Source organism: Microvirga sp. ACRRW (genome assembly GCF_022346925.1).
Classification (GTDB): Bacteria; Pseudomonadota; Alphaproteobacteria; order Rhizobiales; family Beijerinckiaceae; genus Microvirga.
In genome coordinates, this window is the sequence record NZ_JAKRNJ010000003.1 from 510,220 (window position 1) to 530,212 (window position 19,993).

At 59.8% G+C, this 19,993-nt stretch carries 15 protein-coding genes; 5 read left to right on the forward strand and 10 right to left on the reverse strand.

The window, feature by feature from the left end:
* Positions 1 to 7: 7 nt before the first annotated feature.
* On the reverse strand, positions 8 to 1,639 hold the full coding sequence (locus MHY87_RS09740; protein ID WP_239351351.1) for an alpha-D-glucose phosphate-specific phosphoglucomutase: 1,632 nt from the start codon (positions 1,637 to 1,639) through the stop codon (positions 8 to 10).
* A 278-nt stretch (positions 1,640 to 1,917) separates the two neighbouring features.
* Between MHY87_RS09740 and MHY87_RS09745 the strand changes: the two genes are divergently transcribed.
* On the forward strand, positions 1,918 to 3,540 hold the full coding sequence (locus MHY87_RS09745; RefSeq protein WP_239351353.1) for an ABC-F family ATP-binding cassette domain-containing protein: 1,623 nt from the start codon (positions 1,918 to 1,920) through the stop codon (positions 3,538 to 3,540).
* A 79-nt stretch (positions 3,541 to 3,619) separates the two neighbouring features.
* Here MHY87_RS09745 and MHY87_RS09750 read toward each other — a convergent pair whose 3' ends face one another.
* The 6 genes from MHY87_RS09750 to MHY87_RS09775 all read right to left on the reverse strand — a co-directional run bounded on the left by MHY87_RS09750 (position 3,620) and on the right by MHY87_RS09775 (position 10,207).
* Entirely contained in the window at positions 3,620 to 4,174 is a 555-nt protein-coding gene (locus tag MHY87_RS09750; RefSeq protein ID WP_239351355.1) for a TIGR00645 family protein, read from the reverse strand.
* A gap of 139 nt (positions 4,175 to 4,313) precedes the next feature.
* Positions 4,314 to 5,072 (reverse strand): ABC transporter ATP-binding protein, encoded by a 759-nt coding sequence (locus MHY87_RS09755; protein WP_239351357.1) that lies wholly within the window; start codon positions 5,070 to 5,072, stop codon positions 4,314 to 4,316.
* Positions 5,069 to 6,028, reverse strand: a complete 960-nt coding sequence (locus tag MHY87_RS09760; protein ID WP_255726487.1) for an iron chelate uptake ABC transporter family permease subunit — start codon at positions 6,026 to 6,028, stop codon at positions 5,069 to 5,071. Before MHY87_RS09760 ends, MHY87_RS09755 begins: the two co-directional genes overlap by 4 nt.
* The gene (locus tag MHY87_RS09765; RefSeq protein WP_239351359.1) at positions 6,021 to 6,980 is read right to left on the reverse strand and encodes an ABC transporter permease; all 960 of its coding nucleotides are present in this window, start codon (positions 6,978 to 6,980) and stop codon (positions 6,021 to 6,023) included. The genes MHY87_RS09760 and MHY87_RS09765 overlap by 8 nt, the downstream gene beginning before the upstream one ends.
* A gap of 117 nt (positions 6,981 to 7,097) precedes the next feature.
* Complete coding sequence (locus MHY87_RS09770; protein WP_370644878.1) at positions 7,098 to 8,033, reverse strand: siderophore ABC transporter substrate-binding protein; 936 nt, start codon at positions 8,031 to 8,033, stop codon at positions 7,098 to 7,100.
* Positions 8,034 to 8,116: 83 nt separating this feature from the next.
* The gene (locus MHY87_RS09775; RefSeq protein WP_239351360.1) at positions 8,117 to 10,207 is read right to left on the reverse strand and encodes a TonB-dependent receptor domain-containing protein; all 2,091 of its coding nucleotides are present in this window, start codon (positions 10,205 to 10,207) and stop codon (positions 8,117 to 8,119) included.
* Positions 10,208 to 10,544: 337 nt separating this feature from the next.
* Here MHY87_RS09775 and MHY87_RS09780 point away from each other — a divergent pair, with 337 nt between their 5' ends.
* From MHY87_RS09780 to MHY87_RS09795, 4 genes are all read left to right on the forward strand, one after another.
* Positions 10,545 to 11,984 carry a glycosyl transferase family protein gene (locus MHY87_RS09780; protein WP_239351361.1) on the forward strand — a complete coding sequence of 480 codons (1,440 nt, stop codon included), beginning with the start codon at positions 10,545 to 10,547 and terminating at the stop codon, positions 11,982 to 11,984.
* 9 nt (positions 11,985 to 11,993) lie between these two features.
* On the forward strand, positions 11,994 to 12,431 hold the full coding sequence (locus MHY87_RS09785; RefSeq protein ID WP_239351362.1) for an EamA family transporter: 438 nt from the start codon (positions 11,994 to 11,996) through the stop codon (positions 12,429 to 12,431).
* A 170-nt stretch (positions 12,432 to 12,601) separates the two neighbouring features.
* Complete coding sequence (locus tag MHY87_RS09790; protein ID WP_239351363.1) at positions 12,602 to 13,228, forward strand: peptidoglycan-binding domain-containing protein; 627 nt, start codon at positions 12,602 to 12,604, stop codon at positions 13,226 to 13,228.
* Positions 13,229 to 13,420: 192 nt separating this feature from the next.
* Positions 13,421 to 13,918, forward strand: a complete 498-nt coding sequence (locus tag MHY87_RS09795; RefSeq protein ID WP_239351364.1) for an invasion associated locus B family protein — start codon at positions 13,421 to 13,423, stop codon at positions 13,916 to 13,918.
* 20 nt (positions 13,919 to 13,938) lie between these two features.
* On the opposite strand, the gene MHY87_RS09800 is transcribed toward MHY87_RS09795, so the two are convergent.
* The 3 genes from MHY87_RS09800 to MHY87_RS09810 all read right to left on the reverse strand — a co-directional run bounded on the left by MHY87_RS09800 (position 13,939) and on the right by MHY87_RS09810 (position 19,820).
* Positions 13,939 to 14,952: an HAD family hydrolase gene (locus MHY87_RS09800; protein WP_370644879.1), complete on the reverse strand. Its 1,014-nt coding sequence runs from the start codon at positions 14,950 to 14,952 to the stop codon at positions 13,939 to 13,941.
* Between the two features lie 217 nt (positions 14,953 to 15,169).
* Positions 15,170 to 16,828, reverse strand: coding sequence for an arylsulfatase (locus MHY87_RS09805; protein WP_239351521.1), 1,659 nt, complete (start codon positions 16,826 to 16,828; stop codon positions 15,170 to 15,172).
* A gap of 928 nt (positions 16,829 to 17,756) precedes the next feature.
* Positions 17,757 to 19,820, reverse strand: a complete 2,064-nt coding sequence (locus MHY87_RS09810; protein ID WP_239351365.1) for a C1 family peptidase — start codon at positions 19,818 to 19,820, stop codon at positions 17,757 to 17,759.
* Between the last annotated feature and the right edge of the window lie 173 nt (positions 19,821 to 19,993).

Below are 19,993 nucleotides of genomic sequence, written 5' to 3' on the forward strand. Positions count from 1 at the left end.
GAGCACGTCAGGTGATGACGCTCGGCTCGTTGCGGCCTGTGCGCTTAGCGATTTCGGCAATGGCGTTTGCGGCTTCTGTGACCGGCGCCAGCACGTCCGCGGTCGGCAGGTTGTGCCGGTCGGCATTCGGCTCAAAGCGCTCGAGATAGACGCGCAATGTCGCGCCCGATGTACCGGTGCCCGACAGGCGGAAGACGGCGCGGGCATCTTCCTTGAACAGGATGCGGATGCCTTGCTTCGGCGTCACCGACTTATCGACCGGGTCCGTGTAGGCGAAGTCGTCGCATTCCTGCACGGTCAGCCCGCCGAAGCGCTGACCGGGAAGGGTGGGAAGTTTCGCGCGAAGGCTGTCCATCAGCTCGTTCGCAGGCGCAGTCTCGAGTTCTTCGTAGTCGTGGCGCGTATAATAATCGCGCCCGTAAGCGGCCCAGTGCTCGCGCACGATCTGATCGGCAGGCTTCTTCGTGACGGCGAGAATGTTGAGCCACAGCAGCACGGCCCAAAGACCGTCCTTCTCGCGGATGTGGTTGGAGCCCGTGCCCGCGCTCTCCTCGCCGCAGAGGGTGATGAGGCCTGCATCGAGCAGGTTGGCGAAGAACTTCCAGCCGGTCGGTGTCTCGAAGAAATTGATGCCGAGCTTTTTCGCCACGCGGTCAGCAGCTCTACTCGTGGGCATGGAGCGTGCGACGCCTGACAGGCCCTTCGCATAGCCGGGTGCGAGATGTGCATGGTTTGTGAGGATCGCGAGACTGTCGCTCGGCGTCACGAAGAGCCCGCGCGCCACGATCATGTTGCGGTCGCCGTCACCATCTGATGCCGCGCCGAAATCGGGAGCGTCCGGGCCCATCATCAGCTCCATGAGGTCATGGGCATGAACGGGGTTCGGGTCGGGATGATGACCGCCGAAATCGGGCATCGGCTCGCCGTTCACGACGGTGCCTGCCGGTGCGCCGAGGCGGCCTTCCAGGATAGCCTTGGCATAGGGGCCGGTAATCGCGCTCAGCGCATCGAAGCGCATGCGGAAGCCTGAGCGGAAGAGTTCGGAGACGGCGTTGAAATCGATGAGCCGTTCCATCAGCTCCACGTAATCGGCCACAGGGTCGATCACCTGGACGACGGTGTCGCCGATCCTGCTCTCGCCGATGCGCGTGAGATCGACGTCTGCGCCTTCAATGATGGCGTATTCGGTGATGGCGCTCGCGCGCTTGAACACGGCTTCCGTGAAGGATTCAGGCGCGGGTCCGCCGTGGGACATGTTGAACTTGATACCGAAATCGCCATCCGGCCCACCGGGGTTGTGGCTCGCCGAGAGCACGAGTCCGCCGATGGCCTTGTGCTTGCGGATGACGCAGGAGGCTGCCGGCGTCGACAAGAGGCCCTTCTGCCCCACGAGAATGCGACTGAAGCCATGGGCGGCCGCCATCTTGAGCGCGATCTGCACCACGGCCTCATTATAGAAGCGCCCATCGCCGCCGATCACCAGGGTCGAGCCTTTGGCGCCTTCCACATTGTCGAAGATCGCCTGGATAAAGTTCTCCACGTAGCGCGGCTGCTGGAAGACCTTCACCTTCTTGCGCAAGCCCGAAGTGCCGGGGCGCTGATCGGAGAATGGGGTGGTCTGAACGCGGGTGATCGCCATCGGTGCTTGCCACTTCCTTGTAACGGCTTTGGGCGTGAATCTCGTGCGGCCCTGAAAATGGGTCAGGAGAGCCAATTTAGGGTCTGGGGCACGAGATGCCACTGCCGAGATGAAGGTAAGATGAAGATCCTATCTCGGGAGTGGAGCGCCTTTCTTTCCCGAAGGGTATGGTTAAGAGCGGCCTCGTCAGCCCCTGACAATTTGCCCGTCCGAGGACCCTCGTCCCCGGGCGCAACCCATGCCATAAGGCCGCCGCAACTGCTTTAGGCCTTGGAATTATGATTCGCGTCGAGAACGTCAGCAAACAGAACAGCCACCGCATCCTCTTCATCGAGGCTGCCGCCACTCTTCAGAAGGGCGAGAAGGTCGGCCTCGTGGGTCCGAACGGCGCGGGCAAGACGACGCTTTTCCGCATGATCACCAAGGAGGAGCAGCCCGACGAGGGCCAGGTCTCCATCGATCGCGGCGTGACCATCGGCTATTTCAGCCAGGATGTGGGTGAGATGGAAGGCCGCAGCGCTGCTGCCGAGGTGATGAACGGTGCGGGGCCCGTGAGCGAAGTGGCAGCCGAGCTGAAGCAGCTCGAAGCCGCCATGGCGGACCCGGACCAGGCCGCGAATTTCGACGAGATCATCGCCCGCTACGGCGAGGTGCAGGCGCGCTATGAGGAACTCGACGGCTATTCGCTTGAAGGCCGCGCGCGTGAGGTGCTGGCGGGTCTGGGCTTTTCCCAGGAGATGATGGACGGCGATGTGGGCGGCCTCTCCGGTGGCTGGAAAATGCGCGTGGCGCTCGGGCGCATTCTGCTGATGCGTCCTGATGCGATGCTCCTCGACGAACCAAGCAACCACCTCGACCTTGAGAGCCTGATCTGGTTGGAGGAGTTCCTCAAGGGGTATGAGGGCGCGCTGCTCATGACCTCGCACGACCGCGCCTTCATGAACCGCATCGTGAACAAGATCATCGAGATCGACGGCGGTTCACTCACCACCTATTCCGGCGATTACGAGTTCTACGAGCAGCAGCGCGCGCTGAATGAGAAACAGCAGCAGGCGCAGTTCGAGCGCCAGCAGGCGATGCTCGCGAAGGAAATCAAGTTCATCGAGCGCTTCAAGGCCCGCGCCTCGCATGCCGCGCAGGTGCAGAGCCGCGTGAAGAAGCTGGATAAGATCGAGCGTGTGGAACCGCCGAAGCGACGCCAGTCGGTCTCCTTCGACTTTCTGCCTGCGCCGCGCTCCGGCGACGATGTGATCAGCTTAAAGAATGTGCACAAGAGCTACGGCACGCGCAGCATCTATGAGGGGCTGGACTTCTCCGTAAGCCGTAAGGAGCGCTGGTGCGTGATGGGCGTGAACGGCGCGGGCAAGTCCACGCTGCTGAAGCTGGTCGCGGGCACTACCGAGCCCAACCAGGGCACAGTCACCATCGGCGCCAGCGTGAAGATGGGCTATTTCGCGCAGCACGCCATGGAGGTTCTCGAAGGCGACCGCACGGTGTTCGAGTTCCTGGAGGATTCGTTCCCGCAGGCCGGGCAGGGCTCGCTGCGCACCCTTGCCGGATGCTTCGGCTTCTCAGGCGACGATGCGGAAAAGAAATGCCGCGTGCTCTCGGGCGGCGAGAAGGCGCGCCTTGTGATGGCGAAGATGCTTTACGATCCGCCGAACCTGCTGGTGCTCGACGAGCCGACGAACCATCTCGACATGGCTACAAAGGAAATGCTAATCGACGCCTTGTCGAAATATGAAGGCACCATGCTCTTCGTCTCGCACGATCGCCACTTCCTGGCAGCGCTCTCCAACCGCGTACTGGAGCTGACGCCCGAGGGGATCCATCAATATGGCGGCGGCTACACCGAATACGTGGCGCGTACGGGCCAGGAGGCTCCGGGGCTACGGCACTGAATTTCCGCACGAGCTGAAAGAACAGAAAAGGGCACGGGCGAGAATGTCGCCCGTGCCCTTCATCATTCTTGGCTTTCGCTTAGTGGTCTTTCGCCTGCGTCATCCGGTCGACATAGGCGATGCCGATGGCCGATAGGATGAAGACGGAATGAATCACCGTCTGCAGGATGATGCCGGCTTCGGTATAGGTGCTTTTCGCCGTGCCGACATAGCCCGCCTCGATGAACGTGCGCAGCAGATGGATCGACGAAATGCCGATGATCGCCATGGCGAGCTTCACCTTGAGCACGCCGGCATTCACATGGCTCAGCCATTCCGGCTGGTCCGGATGCCCATGCAGGTGCAGGCGCGACACGAAGGTTTCGTAGCCACCCACGATGACCATGACGAGCAGATTGGAAATCATCACCACGTCGATGAGGCCCAGCACCACCAGCATGATCTGCATCTCGCTGAAGTCGGCCGCATGAAGGACGAGGTGCACCAGCTCCTTGAGGAACAGGAAAACGTACACGCACTGGGCGACGATCAGGCCGAGATACAGGGGCAGCTGAAGCCAGCGCGAGCTGAAGATGAGAGAAGGCAGGGGCTTGAGAGCAGCCGGCCGGGAGGGCTTGTCGTGAATATGGTCCATCGGTCTTCTGTGATTTTTTGGAGAAGGAAGAGGGGAAGGCGAGGTACGGTGTCAGGCCCGGACATATGATGGCAAAAGCCAAGATACAAGATTGCCCATGCGCCAGCCGAGAAGCTTACCTCCGAGTCCTTACTTCAATTCAGGCGTAATAGATCGAAATCCGCCGCCCCTGAACCTCCTGGATCTTCACATCCATGTCATAAACCTCCCGGATCACCTCGCTCGTCATGATGTCTTCGGGAGCGCCATGGCGGATGACAGCTCCATCGCGCATGGCGACGATGTAATCCGAGTAGCAGGAGGCGAAGTTGATGTCGTGGAGCACGAGCATGATGGTCTTGTCCAATGCATCGGCCGCTTCCCGTAAGAGCTTCATCATGCCGACCGCATGCTTCATATCGAGATTGTTCAGCGGCTCGTCGAAGAGCACGTAATCGGTGTCCTGGCAAAGCACCATGGCCACATAGGCGCGCTGGCGTTGTCCGCCCGACAATTCGTCGAGGAAGCGGTCTGCCAGGGCTTCGAGACCGAGAAAACTGATAGCGCGGGCGGCCTGTGCGCGATCCTCGAGGGTGAGGCGGCCCTTAGAATAGGGATAGCGCCCGAACTCAACGAGATCACGGACCGTCAGCCGCGAGCCGACCCGGTTGTCCTGCCTGAGGATAGACAGACGCTTCGCCAGAACATCGGATGGCGTGCTGGTGATGTCGAGCCCATCTACCGTGACCGTACCAGCGCTCATGGGTACGAGACGGCTGATCATCGACAGAAGCGTGGATTTGCCCGCTCCGTTCGGACCGATGATGGACGTGATGCCCTTGCGCGGAATCCGTAGCGATACATCGCGCACGACGAAGGTATCGCCATAGCTTTTGCGGACATTGGAAATCTCGATCATCGGGCAACTCCTCTGATCAGCAAGGCAAGGAAGACGATCCCGCCCACGAACTCGACGACGATGCTCAGGGCGGTGTCGAAGGCGAAGACGCGCTCGAGAATGAGCTGGCCGCCGATGAGGCAGATGATGGCAAGCAAGATCGCGACAGGCAGCACGAAGCGGTGCTTGTGCGTGCCGGCGATCTCGTAGGCGAGATTGGCAACGAGCAACCCGAAGAAGGTGACTGGTCCAACCAGGGCTGTGGAGGCCGCTACGAGAACAGCCACCATCATGAGGATGAGGGTGACCGCGCGGTTGTGATTGATGCCGAGATTAACGGCGGTCTCTCGGCTCAGAGCCAGCACGTCATAAACATGCATGAGGCGCCATCCGAAGATCGAGACGATCAGGATCGTCGCCGTGGAAATGGCGAGAAGGTTGCTATCAACGGTATTGAAGTTCGCGAACAGTCGATCCTGCAGCAGGACGAATTCGTTGGGGTCGATGATGCGCTGCATGAAGCTCGACAGGCTGCGGAACAGAACGCCGAAGACGATGCCTACGAGAACGAGGAGATGAAGACTGCGGCTGCTGCCGGAGAAGAGCCAGCGATAAAGCACACTCGAGAACAGCACCATGGCCGTCACGTTGAAGGCGAACATCAGGCGCGTGTCCAGCGCGGTCAGTTCGGCCGATCCGATGGTGAAGACTAGGCTCGTCTGGATCAGGATGAAGAGCTGATCGAAGCCCATGATCGAGGGCGTCAGGATCCGGTTATGGCTCACCGTCTGAAACAGCACGGTCGAGACGGCGACGGCATAGGCGACCAGGACCATGGTCAGGACCTTCGTGCCGCGGAAAGCCAGGATGAAATCCCATTGCCCCCTGGCATTCAGGGTCATGAACAACGCGATCACACCCACTGCAAGTGCAGTCAGGATCAGAAGCGCGCGGATCGGCTGCCTGTTCTCACGCAAGACGTTCGCGTCCTTTGACCAGGAGGAACAGGAACAGGGCGCTGCCGGCGATCCCCATGATCGTGCCGATGGGGATCTCATAAGGATAATACACGACGCGCCCGATGATGTCGCACGTCAGAACGAGGCCTGCGCCCAGCACCGCGATCCAGGGCAGGGAGCGGCGCATGTTGTCTCCCATTATCAGGCTGACGACGTTCGGCACGATCAAGCCGAGAAATGGCAGCATGCCAACGGTGACGACGATGGTGGCGGTCACCATGGATACGATGATGAGGCCGAGCGATACGACGCTGCGATAGCGCAGGCCGAGATTGGTGGCGAAGTCCTGCCCCATGCCGGCAAGGGTCAGCCTGTCGGCGGCGAGATAGGCCAGGAAGGTCAGCGCGAACGCAACCCAGAGCAGTTCGTAGCGTCCCCGCAGGACGCCAGAGAAATCGCCCGTCGTCCAGGCGTTGAGGGATTGCAGAAGGTCGAAGCGATAGGCGAAGAACGTGGTAATGGCCCCGATGATGCCGCCCAGCATGATGCCGACGAGCGGCACGGTCAGCACGGAGCGCAGGGGCACGAGCCTGAGGATGCGCAGGAACAGGGTGGTTCCGGCCAATGCGAAGCCTGCCGCGACCAGCATTTTCACGATGACCGGAGCATCCGGGACAAACAAAGTCACGGCAAGCAGGCCGAGGCTGGCGGATTCCACCGTGCCGGCGGTGGAAGGCTCCACGAAGCGGTTCTGGGTGAGAGCCTGCATGATCGTGCCCGCGACTGCCATGGCCGTGCCGGACAGAATGAGGGCCAAAGTTCGGGGAATACGGGAGATCAGCAGGATCTGCGCCGCATGCTGCCCGTCCTGCGGCCACAGAAGCGCCGTCAGCGACAGATCGCCGGCACCGATCAGAAGGCTGATCGACGCCAGAATGACGATGACGGATGCGGCGAGGAGGAGTTTCACAGTGGGCCGGGAGCGCTCGTGCCGAGCACCTCCAATTCAAGGGGTTTTACATGACAAAGCGGATCACCCAGGGGGCGATCCGCGCTCAATGCCCTGAAGGGCAGGTCCGTTCAAGCCTTATTTCTTGGCGAAGGCCTTCGAGATCTGGTCGAGGCTGGCCTGAATGGCCGTCAATCCGCCGCCGATCAGGTACCAGTTGACCGGGTCGAGATAGACGATCTGGTTGTTTTTCCAGGCCGTGGTTTGCGCGACGAGATCGTTGTCCAGCACCTTCTTGGCTGCGCCCTCGGCCCGGCCCGTGGCCATGTCGCGGTCGATCACGAAGAGCCAGTCGGGATTGGTCTTGAGGATGAACTCGGCGCTCACGGCCTGGCCATGATTGGTGGTGGCAAGCCCCTCGACGGCCGGCACGACACCGAATTCGCCGTGCAGCAGCCCGAAGCGCGAGCCTGGACCATAGGCGCTCATCTTGCCGCCGGTGGTGAGCACGAGAAGGCCTTTGCCGGCTTTCGCGGCTTCCTGACGAAGAGCAGCCATGGATCGTTCGAGCGTGGCGAGCTGCGAATCCGCTTCCGCCTGCTTGTCGAAGATCTTGGCGAGGGTCTGAACGTTGCGCTTGACGCTACCGACGTAATCCTTGGGGTCGACGGTCATGTCGATGGTGGGAGCGATCTTAGCCAAGGCGTCGTACTTGGCGCTGGAGCGGCCGCCGATAATGATCAGGTCGGGCCTGGCGGCATTGACGGCTTCAAAATCCGGCTCGAAGAGCGTGCCGACCTTCTCGTACTGATCGGAGCCGTATTTCGCGAGATACTCGGGAAAACGTGCGGTGGGTACGCCGGAGACCTCGACGCCGAGCACATTCAAAGTGTCGAGCGAGGCAAGGTCGAAGGCCAGAACCTTCTTCGGCTTTGCAGGGACCGTCGTCTCACCTTTCGCGTGCTGGATCTTGAGATCCTGAGCGCTGACATTCCCTGTCAATGCGCCGAGCGACAGGGCGCCTGCGAGAATGGCGGCAAAGGTGCGGGGCAATTGGGAAGAGAAGTTCATCATGTATTGCTCTCCAGAAAATGGTTTCGGTTGTCGCTGCACGATGCGTCAGTCGTCGAGACAATCGTGGCCGCCTGTCAGCTGGATCAGAAGGTGGCGGACATGCTCACCCAGAGACGCCGGCCCTCGACCACAGTGTTGTAGTCGGTAGGCTCTATCTCCTTGTCGAAGACGTTGTAGACGGCGGCATTCAGGGTCAGTTGTTCCGTGAAGTCGTAGGACAGGCCGACATCCATCGTGGCATAGGCGTCGTATTTGCGGCCCGCCATGCCATTGATGAGCACCGGGGTGCCATTGGTGCCGATGCGCGCGCCGCCCACGATTTCGGAGCCGTGGTAGTTGAGCGCAGCCCATGTCTCCAGGCCGGTCACGGGCGTGATCCAATCCACGCGGGCATTCGCGGCATGACTCGGCGTGCGGGCAAGAGGGAAGCCCGCATAGTTGCCGGTCTTCTGCTCGGAATCCGTGTAGGTATAGTTGCCGCGAACCGAGATCGCGTCCGTCGCACGCCACGTGGCAGCCAACTCGACGCCCTGGATGATCGCATCGTCGATGTTGTAATTGTACCAGAGGCGATAATTCGGATCTTCCGACCACCGCACGGGATTGCCGGCATCGTCCAGCACCAGCGCATTGGTGATCTTGTCCCTGAAGTCCGTGTGGAAATAGGTCGCGCTGGCAGTGAAGCCTGTGAGGCTGTCCCATAGGGCGCCGATTTCGTAGCTCGTGCTGGTTTCGGCCTGCAGGTCCGGATCGGCAATGATCACGCCGCAGGTCCCATTCGGGCCGTATGAGCAGCCCGCGCCGCCGGTGGTGTAGGCGTAGCCCGGCGCGATCTGGCGGATTTCAGGGGCGCGGAAGCCCGTGGACACACCACCCTTCACGGTGAGGTTGTCGGTCGCATGCCACACCGCATAACTGCGCGGGCTGTAATGGGCGCCATAGACCTCGTGGTGGTCCATGCGCAGGCCGTTCGTGATCGAGAAGGTGTCCGTCAGGCGCCACTCGTCTTCGGCAAAGAGAGCCCATTGGTTGATGCTGAACGTCTCGTCGCGGCCGGTGCGGTAGCCGGGGTTCTGATCCGTCAGGGTGGCGTTGTTCCACTGGCCGCCAGTCACAAGCGTATGGGTACCGAACAACTCGAAGGGCGTCGTGAACTTGCCGTCGACGATTGTATTGCGGATCTCCGGCGAGCGGGGATTCTTGTCGAAGACGGAGGTGCGTGGATTTTCCGTGTAGTTCCGCCGGTCAGCCCACTCCTGCAGGATGGAGAAATTCAAGGTCGTCGGTCCCCAGCGGCCTTCATGCGTCAGCGACCAGTATTTCCGGTCGTTATAGTTGTAGGTGTCGTTGGCGGCCCCTTCGAGTGTTCCCCACTTCGAAGCATCGCGGCGAATGCGCGTGAAGCCGCTTTCAAGCATCAGATCATGATTCTCGTTGGGCGAGAACGTCAGACGTCCGCCGACATTGCCTTCGCGCGCGCCGGTAATGCCGCTCAGGATCTGGTCCTCTTCGCGGGCGAAGCCGCGTCCCCACATCTGCAAGCCGAGCATCCGGTGAATCAACGGGCCGCTCGTATAGAAAGAGCCTTGAGCAGAGTTTCCGAAATAATCGTGCTGCTGGAGTGTGCCGTCTGCCATGACGGTGCCCGACCACTTGTCGGAGACTTTGCGAGTGATGATATTGATCACGCCGCCCATGGCGTCGGAGCCATAAAGAGACGACATCGGGCCGCGCACGACTTCGATGCGATCAATGGCCGAGACCGGCGGAATGAAGCTCTGCTCGAAGCCTGAATTGCCGTTGGTGCGAGCATCGCGCGTGCTCTGGCGCTTTCCGTCGACGAGGATCAACGTGTAAGTGCCGGGAAGGCCACGGATGTAGATGTCCTTCTCGTTGGCGATCCCGGTCACCGTGACGCCTTGAACCTCCCTCAAGGCATCCGCCAGATCGCGGAAGGAGCCCTTTTCGAGTTCCTCACGGGTGATGACGGAGATGCTCGCCGGAGCATCCTTGACGCTTTGCTCGAAGCCCGAGGCCGTGACGACGATTTGATCCAGCGTGATCACATCTTCGTTAGCAGAGGCCGCAACATGGGCTGCATTCTGCGCGAAAGCTTCCGTAGAAACGAAAGAGAGAGAAGCTGACAAACTGGTGCAGGCAAGAAGCATGAGCATCCGGCTTGCTCTGTTATTTTCTGCCAGTCCGTTGCCGGTAATCTTCCGATCCGAAGCTCCAAATCCCATCGCTTGCCCCAACCCTGTTAGAAAAATCATTGATGGGAGGAGCTACTAGGTTGTGTGGAAGAAGAGGGTCAACGGCTATGTTTGAGAGTCGTTCTGAGTTCAGAAAAACGCAATTTGTAAAAGCTCTAAACTCACCTTTTGCGGGTTGAAAGGCATGACGGAATAAGGATAGGCAAAAGACATCGACTAAACCTGACCAATAGTCCGCTGTTTGCGGCTTAGCCTTTGAAACAGAGTTATTTTGGATTCCGATCCGCACGCACCTGGTTTGAAACTTGGACGTCTCCGGCTCCTCCTGGCGCTGGACGCTTTGCTCGTGGAAGGCAGCGTCAACCGCGCCGCCGAGCGACTGGGAATGAGCGCGCCTGCGATGAGCAGGCTGCTCGGGCAGGTGCGTGAGATCTACGACGATCCGCTCTTCGTACGCTCATCCCGACGTCTGATCCCGACACCGTTCGCGGAAGCCATGCGCCAGAGATTGCGCGCTCTGGCCGCGGAGGCCGAGGCGTTGTGCCAACCGCAGGAAAAGACTCCGAATGATGCTCTCACCGATTTTGAGGCCTGGACGGCCGCGCCCGTCATCGAAGCGGCGCCTTTGACGTCGCGACGCAGTGTGCTGATCGAAGGGGAGCCCTCTCCAGAAGCTATCGCACGCAAGCTCGTATCTCTGGGAAAGGTCGAGGATACGCGCAAAAGGCTTGCCAGGCACATTGCGACGATGGGAGCGGGGATCGGCCACAGTCGTCCTCTCACACTCAATGAGGCGGAGGATGCATTCTCCATCGTGCTCGATGGCGAAGCAGATCCCATCCAGATCGGTGCGCTTCTCTCCATCATGAATTTCAGGGGAGAGACGGCTGCGGAACTCGCCGGCTTCGTTCGCGCGGCACGTGTCCATATAGGCGCTGCAAATCCGGAAACATCGCGCATCGATCTGGATTGGCCGGCCTATATCTCTCCGAAATCCCGCAGAATGCCCTGGTTTCTGCAGGCGGCTTTGCTCCTGTCTCAGGCAGGCCACAAAATCCTTCTCCACGGCATGGACGGCGGCAGCGGTACGAAAGGCAAGCTTGTTACGGCAGCAAGCGCCATCGGCATTTCGGTTTGCTCAAACACGGCAACAGCCGCAGACGCCATCGCCGAGCATGGGATCGCCTATCTTCCCCTGGCCGCGATGTCGTCCCAGCTCCATCGCCTGCATATGCTTTATGGGTTGCTCGAGACGCGCTCGCCCGTCAATTCGTTGATGCCGCTTCTCAACCCTCTCGGTGCGCCGTCGATCATGATGGGCGTCGTGCGTCCGGCCTATCGCGAGCTGCATTGCGATACGGGGGCGCTTCTCGGCAGCCGCAATCTTACCGTTCTGGGCGCAAGTCGTGATTCTGCCGAGGCAACGCCTTTCCGCTCAAGTACGCTTCTTCGTCTCGTCGCCGGAAAAGTGGATCATCTGTTCATCCCCGCTGTTCCGGAACCGCCGGCCTATCCAGCGACGGGCATGGCAAGCCTCGAATATTGGCGCGCCGTCTGGACAGGAGCCATACATGACGAGCGCGCCGCCGCCATAATCACAGCCACCGCAGCGGCAGCGCTTCTCACCTTGAGTGGCGGCGATGCGGATCGTTTCGTAGAGTGCCAAAGAGCGGCAAGGAAGCTTTGGGAGGGACGCAATGGTAATGCTCTGCCGCGAAGACGTCGTTCATACGGATGAGGTTTCCCGATGAGATCGGTTCTTCTGTCTTGGCAGTTCTGGGCGCTTCTCTCGGCATCTTTCGCGGCCCTGACCGCTGTCTTCGCGAAAGTCGGGATCGAGAACGTCAATTCGGATTCTGCAACCTTCATTCGAACCTGCGTGATCCTGTGCGCTCTTGGTGCAATCCTCGTCGCTACGGGGCAATGGCAGCCGCTCGAGTCGATCTCAGGCCGAAGCTATGTTTTCCTTGTGCTCTCAGGTCTTGCGACCGGAGCGTCGTGGATCTGTTACTTCCGCGCTCTCAAGCTTGGTGATGCCGCGCGTGTCGCGCCCATTGACAAGTTGAGCGTTGTCCTCGTTGCGCTCTTCGGAGTTACTTTCCTCGGGGAACGCTTGTCGCTGTCCAACTGGCTTGGTGTCGGCTTCATCGCTGCCGGCGCGGTGTTCGTGGCCTATCGAGGCTGATCGATGCTTCGCCGGTGGCGAGGAGGCGATTCGTCCACGAAGCACCTATGATACAAGTGCATGACGATTCAGAGATATTCTAAGGCAAGAGCAGATACGGCCATGGTTTGAACAAGTTTTGGTCTACGTTGGCTCAGGCGCCCGTGAACCGGAACGTTGGAGGAAATACCGTGGCTCTGCTGCACAGAGGAAGAGGCTGGACGTTAGATCGCGCGGCTGTCCCTGTTCTGACACTCATGACTGTCGTGGGATGGGGTGCGTTCGGCTATGCGGCCTTCACGTCAGCAGACATTGAAGAAGAGCTGCAGAAGCAGGCTGCAGCCCTGAGCGATTTCCAGACACAGTATATGACGCAGCAGAAGATGGCCGAGAAGACGGTGAAGGAGAATGCCAGCCTCCGGGAACGGCTCACGGCATCCAGGGCAGAAATCCAAAGTCTCTCGGTGAGGAACAAGGAAATCGATGCTGAGCTTGCGAGTGCGAGAAATCGGGCGGCTGCAGCTTTGCAAAATGGATTGCCCCATGGCATCGGCAGTTCGCCGGAACTGATGGCCATCAAGCCGCGCCCGACAAAACAGGATGTGATTGCTGCTCAAGAGGCGCTGACGCAGCTCCGTTTCGGAAATCTCAAGCCGAATGGCGTGATCGACGCGTCGACGCGTCAGGCGGTCGAAGAGTTCCAGCGCACTGTTGGGCTGCCCGTCACGGGTGAGCTTCAGGCTCAAACGCTGCTTGCCTTGGTCCGGTCCGCCAAGGTCATGGCGGCGCAAGGCGAGAAAGCTGCGGGATCTCTTTGAATGATGCCCAGAATCTTCGGACTATAAACCGTTTTCTCACGATCTGTTGAAGATGGCGCAAGCTCCTATAAGTTCTATTGAAATCGGCTTGGCGTTAGACATTGTCTCTCGATCCGAGGGAATGTTTACATTCAGGTAACCTCGCCTTGGAAGTTTGCGGGCCCCGCAATTTCCAAAGTGAGTATCCTGTAGATGAAGTTTCTGAGCACTGTCTTTGCATTCCTTGTCTTCTCGAGCACCTGCGCTTTCGCGCAAAATCCCCATCTGCTTGGAGCAAACGAACGCTGGAGTGCTTGGAAGGCCAGGGAGGGAAATGCTGCTGTCTGCTATGCATTTTCCGATGCCGCTTCGAAGAAGCCGGAAAACCTTGATCACGGGCGGGTCACCCTGTTCGTCCGTCAGCTCGGCAGCGGAAAAGTTCGTACGGAAGCCAGCCTGCAGACCGGTTATGCATTTGCGCCGGTTGCAATTCGTATTTCAATCGACGGACAAGAATTCACCATGATCCCTCGCGGCAATTATGCATGGCTTCGTCGTACGGAACGTGAGGCCGAATTCGTGCGCGCTTTGGAGAAGGGACGTGTAGCGGTCGTCGAGGCAACATCGAGGCGCGGCAACAAAACTACTTATGCTTTTCCGCTCAAGGGCTTTACGGCAATGATCCGAAAAGCCCGTCGGGAATGCCGTTAGAAGTACCGCACTGCTCGGGATCAGCGAGCTTCAGGCGGGAAGATGACCTTCCAATCGCGCTTCATGTCGACGACGGTCCACCGATCTAGTGCTGCTGCATCGAGTGCCTTGCCGAGGCGACCGACCTTGGATTCGCGGTCATAGGCGTATTCGCGTTCCGCATCGGTGTGATGGACCAGAACGCCGAGACGCCGCCCGCCGCTCTCCGTCGTCCATTGCAACATTTCAAGGTCGCCATCGGAATTGCCGAAAGCAGCGACGGGACGCAGGCCGATATGCTGATTGATGCCGACCGGCTTGCCAGGGCCATCATCAACGAAGTTGACTTTCGGCAGCCGAAATAGCGTCGGCTTGCCATCACGGCGCTCGAAGCTCGTGACGATGCTGGACCCTACGATCTGCTCGGAAGGAATGCCGTACCTTTCCGGCGCGAAGGCTCGCATGAACTCGATGCCGCCACCCGAGACGATGAATGTCTTGAAACCGTTGGCGCGCATGTAGGCCAGGACTTCGAGCATCGGCTGGTAAACGAGTGTGTCGTAGCGGCGGCCGAAGCGGGGATGCTTGGCGGTTGCCAGCCACTCCATGGCAATCTGCTTGAAATCGGCTGGCGTCATGCCCGCATGTGTTGCGGCGACGATCTCGACGGCGCCATGCTCGCCCGCGGCCGCCACCGCCGCCATATCGCCTTCGAGAACGCTTTTGAAGGGCTGCTTGTCCTTCCATTCCGGATGCTGTGGCGCCAGCACCTTGACACGGTCCAGCGCGAAGGCGAACTGGACATAGATCGGTTGTTCGATCCAAAGCGTGCCGTCATTGTCGAATGTGGCGATCCGCTCCGGTTGCGGGATGAAGTCCTGCGAACCCTCCCGTGTCACATCGGTGACGAACGCGATGATCGCCTGCTTGGCCGGGCCATCGGTCCATGATGGCAGCGGATCGGTCTGCGCGACGGCAATCGAAAGCCATGCCGAAACCAGAGACAGAGCCCAGAAGCCGGCGAAGTGAAGCTTCAGCCAACCCATTTTGGTCATGTTGCTCTCCACACCTTATTCATCATGTCCTGAGGAGTTCTATGGATCGACGCGCTTTGGTTGCTTGGCGATCGTGACCTTCTCCTCTGGACGCTCGCTACATGTGACGAGGTTCATCCCGGCACAGGCTTTTCCTTTTTGTGGATCGGTGGGCACATGGTCTGAGGGTGCCCACCGACGTCGGCTGATCGATCATATGGCGTTGTTTCGGATCGTATCACTGGCTTGGATGCGTCGATGCATTCTTGAGCTGTTCCATGACCTGATCCAAGTTGTAGCTTGCCGGATCCTGAAGCGGTGGAAACTCCCTGTAGGATTCCAGCTCCCTCAGCCATAGTGCCTGCCCGATCGGCAGCAGATTCCAGTCGTATACCCAGGCCGTGGCCGGCGCGGCGAGCGCGCCCGCCATCCAGAAATTCGCCTTCTTCCACTCACCCATTGCCGTCTCGAATGGATCGCGCTTCAGGTTGACCATGCCAGCTGCGAACTGGGTCTGGACGCCCGGGACGTTGAAGCCCAACGCGGTTTCGGGAGCGATCGCGAAATACATTTTCCAGTTCTTGTATCGCACCGCCGACGGATGGCTGCTGGCATAGTAGAAGAACGTGTCGCGAGCGGACTTGTCCGAACGGCCGCTCAGGTATTCGGTCTGATCGACGCCATCGAGCTTGGTTTTGACGATGCCTGGATAGGTGCCGGCCATGATGCGCTTATTCAGCTCATCGCCCTTGTCGCCGCCGGCGATGTTGACAAGCGTGGGGAGCCAGTCAAGCGATGCGAAGATACCGTCCTTGACCGTGCCGGGCCTGATGACGCCAGGCCAGCGGATGAGCGCCGGAGCGCGCATGCCGCCTTCCCAGGTGGTCATCTTTGATCCCTTGAACGGGGTGGTGCCGCCATCCGGGAAGGTAAACGTCTCGGCTCCGTTATCGGTCGTGAAGACGATGATGGTGTTGTCGAGCTGTCCCAACTCTTCGAGCTTCTTCAGTACGTAGCCGATGTTGTCATCCATCTGCTTCATGCCGGCTTCGTTGACGCCCCAATCCTTGCCGCCGGGCTCGCCCACCATCGCCAAGTACTTGTCCGACAGCACGGTTGTGATGTGCATGCGCGCAGGGTTGTACCAGACGAAGAATGGCTTGTTGGTTTTCTTCGGGTCGTTGCGGTCGAGAAAATCGATGACCTTGGCCGAGATCTCCTCGTCGACCGTCTTCGAGCGTTCGAGTGTCAGCGGGCCCTCGTCTCGGCACATTTGATTGCCGGATGTGCCATCGGACGACCTGCACGAGATGACTGGTCTCGGCGGCGTCAGGCACGGGGTCGTCCTCGGATCCACCGCTGCGGGATCCTGGGCGAGCCCGGGGATCGTCGTGTTGCGGCAGGCAGGCGCCACTGTCTGCTGGGTTGGCGTCTTGTTGATGTCCGGGAAGCTCACGCCCTGCATGGCGTCGAGATGGTAGAGATAGCCCCAAAATTCTTGGAACCCATGAGCCGTCGGCAACGAGTCAGTGTGGTCGCCGAGATGGTTCTTGCCGAACTCGCCGGTGTTGTATCCAAGATCGAGCAAAAACTTAGCCAGCGTCGGCGTGCCAGGCCGCAGATAGGAGGGGCTGCCGGGCAGTTGCGGTGGAATCATGCCGGTACGCAGTGGATTCATGCCGGTGAAGAAGGCATTGCGGCCCGCCGTGCAGCTCTGCTCGGCGTAATACGTCATGAACTTCGCACCTTCCCGCCCAATCCGATCGATATTGGGTGTCTCACCCACCATCAGTCCCTGGTGGTAGATGCCCGGCTGCATCCAGCCGATATCATCACCCATGATGAACAGGATGTTCGGCTTCTGCTGCGGGGCCTGCGCGACGGCCGGCGCGGCCATAGCCGTAGAGATCAGTGCCGTCGCTCCGATCAGGGCGGATTTGGCTCGCATGTGCCGAAGGCGAAAACGTCCGCCAGGAGCTTGTGAAGACGCACGATCACTGTTCATGGGATCTTCCTCTCTGATGGTGCAGCAAAACCCGACATCGTTCATCAATGTGTCTAGCAGCTGCGGGTGATGCGCCGCCCGTCGGCAGCGCTAACAGTATGTCGATGCACAAAGAGACGAGCTTCCTTGGCAGCGTTACGCGCAGCTCCTGTCTTCGGTTGGCGTGGACGTAGGGTGAGCCTCTTGTCCATCGCGCGGGTTTTCGGGAATGCAGCAGGCTTGGCGGCATCGGCCCGATGCATGAGCGAGGAGAGGTCGGATGCGCACTCTCAGGCATTGCCGATCACATCGCAGAGGCCGTGGGCGAAAAGCGGTCCGTCATGGCAGACCACTCAAGCCCGGCAGAGCGGGTGCTCCGCAATGTGTTGCGGGAGTTCCAGGCCATTCCCGGATGCAACGGCTCCCATGGCGGTGAGATCGATGAATTTCTGGTCCGATCAGCGTCATGACGACAAGCCTTTCGCTTCGGCGGGCCTTTTCACGCACAACTTGGTCTGCTGAAGAATCACTATAAGCGAGGCTTGGAAGTCTGCTTGACTGAGAAAGACATTGGGTTGACAGATTGCGACTGCCGGACCGCCATGGACGTTTGGAAACATTCACTAGGAAACCGCAGCGAAGGTCGTGTCCTCGAGAGAGTTACGATCAAGAATGGCTCTTGGCACTTTCCGGGCTAGATCGAATGTCTGCATATGGTCACAGACTTGCTATCTGACCCCGAAACGATATCCCATATGTGAGAGATGTGGTCAGCGCACTCTGACGGGCGGCACCATACCTACGAGAATAACTGGGGGGCGAAAGTCTCTTGCTCAACCGTCTAGTAGCCGGTCAGCTCGTCGGCCTTCGGGGGATGCGGCACCGGTTTTCCTAAAATCCTCGACATGATTGTCTTGAGAGTTTCAGCATCGTTGTCGAATCCGCCATGAGAGCAAGACGCTGTCTTACCGCCGCTGCCAGTCGAGTAAGCGATTTCAAGTTTCGAGTGTGAAGGCATCTCCCGCGCATAAGCCTGCATTCCGACAATCGGCGTGTTCGGCATCTGCTCATAGGCGCGAGAAACGAGATAGAGCAGGGAGCGGCCGTAGGACGGCAGCAGGGGGACATTGGCGGAGACGGTATCGTCCTGTTCCAGTTGATCGGTCAGGTTATACAGGTAGATCCGGTCCTGCAGCTTCATTGCCCCTTTGCCGGTTAAATACGGCTCGTAATGATCCTTGAAGAAAGCGACCGTGCAGGCAGGCGCCATCAGGTGGATTGATCCCAACTCGATCTTGCTCAGGTTGAACCGTCCCAGAGAGGAGAGCAGGTAGCCGAGCATGTTTGCGCCGGCACTATGCCCGACAAGATGAAGCTTGGGGCGCCGGCGGGCCTTGTCGAGACCCGAGAGCAGCGGCGACAATCCCTTGAACCCGCCATCATACTCCGATCCCCGGTTGAAGGACATCAGAGCATCCTGCTTCATGTTTCTCCAGGCATATGAGCCTGTCTGCTTTCCGATGCCGGCCTCGAAGAACCAGTCGGACAGCGCGCCTCCGATGCGGCCGACGGCCGGCGACCGGGACAGCTGCCCGAACACCTCGTCGATGAAGCCTGCGTCCCACATCAGATGGAAATTGTAGAGGCGGTTCCGGCCATAGATGTTGTTCCGCTTCCATGTCGCAATGCGCTGAGCCTCGGCCCCGAGCGGGTTCAGGCCGCCATGGGCATAGATGATGAGGTGTTCGTAGCCGAGATCGTCGTTCGCGTCGGCCTTGGTCAGACGCTCGACGGTCTCCTGCATCTCCGTCTCCGTCGGTGAGCCGTACTTGCCCGATGTGACGAGAAGCCCGTCATCGATATTGATGAAGTGGCCGATGATGTCGCCTCGTGTCGGATCGTTGTAGCCGAAAAGACCCGTTGTGCTCGTGGGCGTTGCCCCTGGGGCGGCTCCGAATGCGGCCGGCGCGCGGACACCGATCTGCAGCACCCATGCATCCATGATCGTGTTCGCCCAGTCCGCATAGGTCCACTTCGCAATGCCGTTCACGCCCCAGTCCGGTCCCCAGGAGTTCAGGACCCAGAAGCCTGTGTCGTCATATCCCACGATGGCAAAGGCGTGGCCGCCGACGGGATCGCCGCCGGGCTCGATGAGATCGTCCTTGGGTTTCTCCCAGTGCGAATGGATCTGCGCCGATGCGTAGATCACGCCGATCTCATTGAGCGCCGCGTGATAGTCGCTGATATCCGGCTGGAGCCGGAAATAGGCACCGAGCCGCGTTTCTCGCGCTTCCTTCGCCATAATGTAGGTGAGCGCCCAGTCCTGGATGCCAGGTTCGTCCGGCGCGGTGGCATCGGTGCAGACTCCGTTCTGGTAAAAGCCCTTGATCGCTCCGCGCAGGCTCGACCCTTCATAGGCTGTGCCATCCCACTCATCATTGCGCTTGGCCATCTCGTAGAGCATGCGCGAACTCACAGGCTCTGGCCGGTCGGAGCCGATCTCCCGGCACCGCAGAAAGTCGATCACGTGCGCCAGGGCAAAGCCTGTGCAGCTGGAATCCTTGCCTTGATCCCGCACAGGAAAGGCAATCCGCGGATAGATGCCAGGATGGAGGGATCTCAAGTGGGGAAGATAGAGACGATCCCGGATGTCGGGCATGTCGGGGAGGATATCGAGCACGCGCGGGCCGAGTTTCTTGCTCACTCCGGCGAACTCGCGGTTGCCGACGCGGATCCCCGTCGGGACCGATGTCGATGTGCTTGCATCGGCAGGAAGGCTGTCGGGTATCGCCGCGGAAGCGGATTGAGGGGCGTTGCTAATCGTGTTCGGCCGGGAGGAGGCATCCGACCGGCTGGTCTTGCGCTGTCCCTTGCCGGGGTTCGATTGGGCTCGTGCTCGTGCCATCACGTCACCGCGGAAGCCAACCCCCGCAGCATCATCTCACGCGCAAGCGTAACCGTCGACTCGGGAAACTCGTTTTCCCGGTGCTGGGTTAAAATGGGCTCTCGCCCCTCGCAAAGGCTTGTGGCTTACAATGCTTATTTGGGGAAGAGTTGGTGGAGCGGGAGCAGCTAAAG

Bases quoted from the DNA above. Each gene is read 5' to 3' on its own strand.
- MHY87_RS09795 (WP_239351364.1), top strand. From the start codon at position 13,421: ATGAAGTTTCTGAGCACTGTCTTTGCATTCCTTGTCTTCTCGAGCACC.
- MHY87_RS09800 (WP_370644879.1), bottom strand. From the start codon at position 14,952: ATGACCAAAATGGGTTGGCTGAAGCTTCACTTCGCCGGCTTCTGGGCT.
- MHY87_RS09810 (WP_239351365.1), bottom strand. From the start codon at position 19,820: ATGGCACGAGCACGAGCCCAATCGAACCCCGGCAAGGGACAGCGCAAG.
- MHY87_RS09750 (WP_239351355.1), bottom strand. From the start codon at position 4,174: ATGGACCATATTCACGACAAGCCCTCCCGGCCGGCTGCTCTCAAGCCC.
- MHY87_RS09745 (WP_239351353.1), top strand. From the start codon at position 1,918: ATGATTCGCGTCGAGAACGTCAGCAAACAGAACAGCCACCGCATCCTC.
- MHY87_RS09785 (WP_239351362.1), top strand. From the start codon at position 11,994: ATGAGATCGGTTCTTCTGTCTTGGCAGTTCTGGGCGCTTCTCTCGGCA.
- MHY87_RS09805 (WP_239351521.1), bottom strand. From the start codon at position 16,828: ATGGCCGCGCCGGCCGTCGCGCAGGCCCCGCAGCAGAAGCCGAACATC.
- MHY87_RS09775 (WP_239351360.1), bottom strand. From the start codon at position 10,207: ATGCTCATGCTTCTTGCCTGCACCAGTTTGTCAGCTTCTCTCTCTTTC.
- MHY87_RS09770 (WP_370644878.1), bottom strand. From the start codon at position 8,033: ATGATGAACTTCTCTTCCCAATTGCCCCGCACCTTTGCCGCCATTCTC.
- MHY87_RS09740 (WP_239351351.1), bottom strand. From the start codon at position 1,639: ATGGCGATCACCCGCGTTCAGACCACCCCATTCTCCGATCAGCGCCCC.
- MHY87_RS09755 (WP_239351357.1), bottom strand. From the start codon at position 5,072: ATGATCGAGATTTCCAATGTCCGCAAAAGCTATGGCGATACCTTCGTC.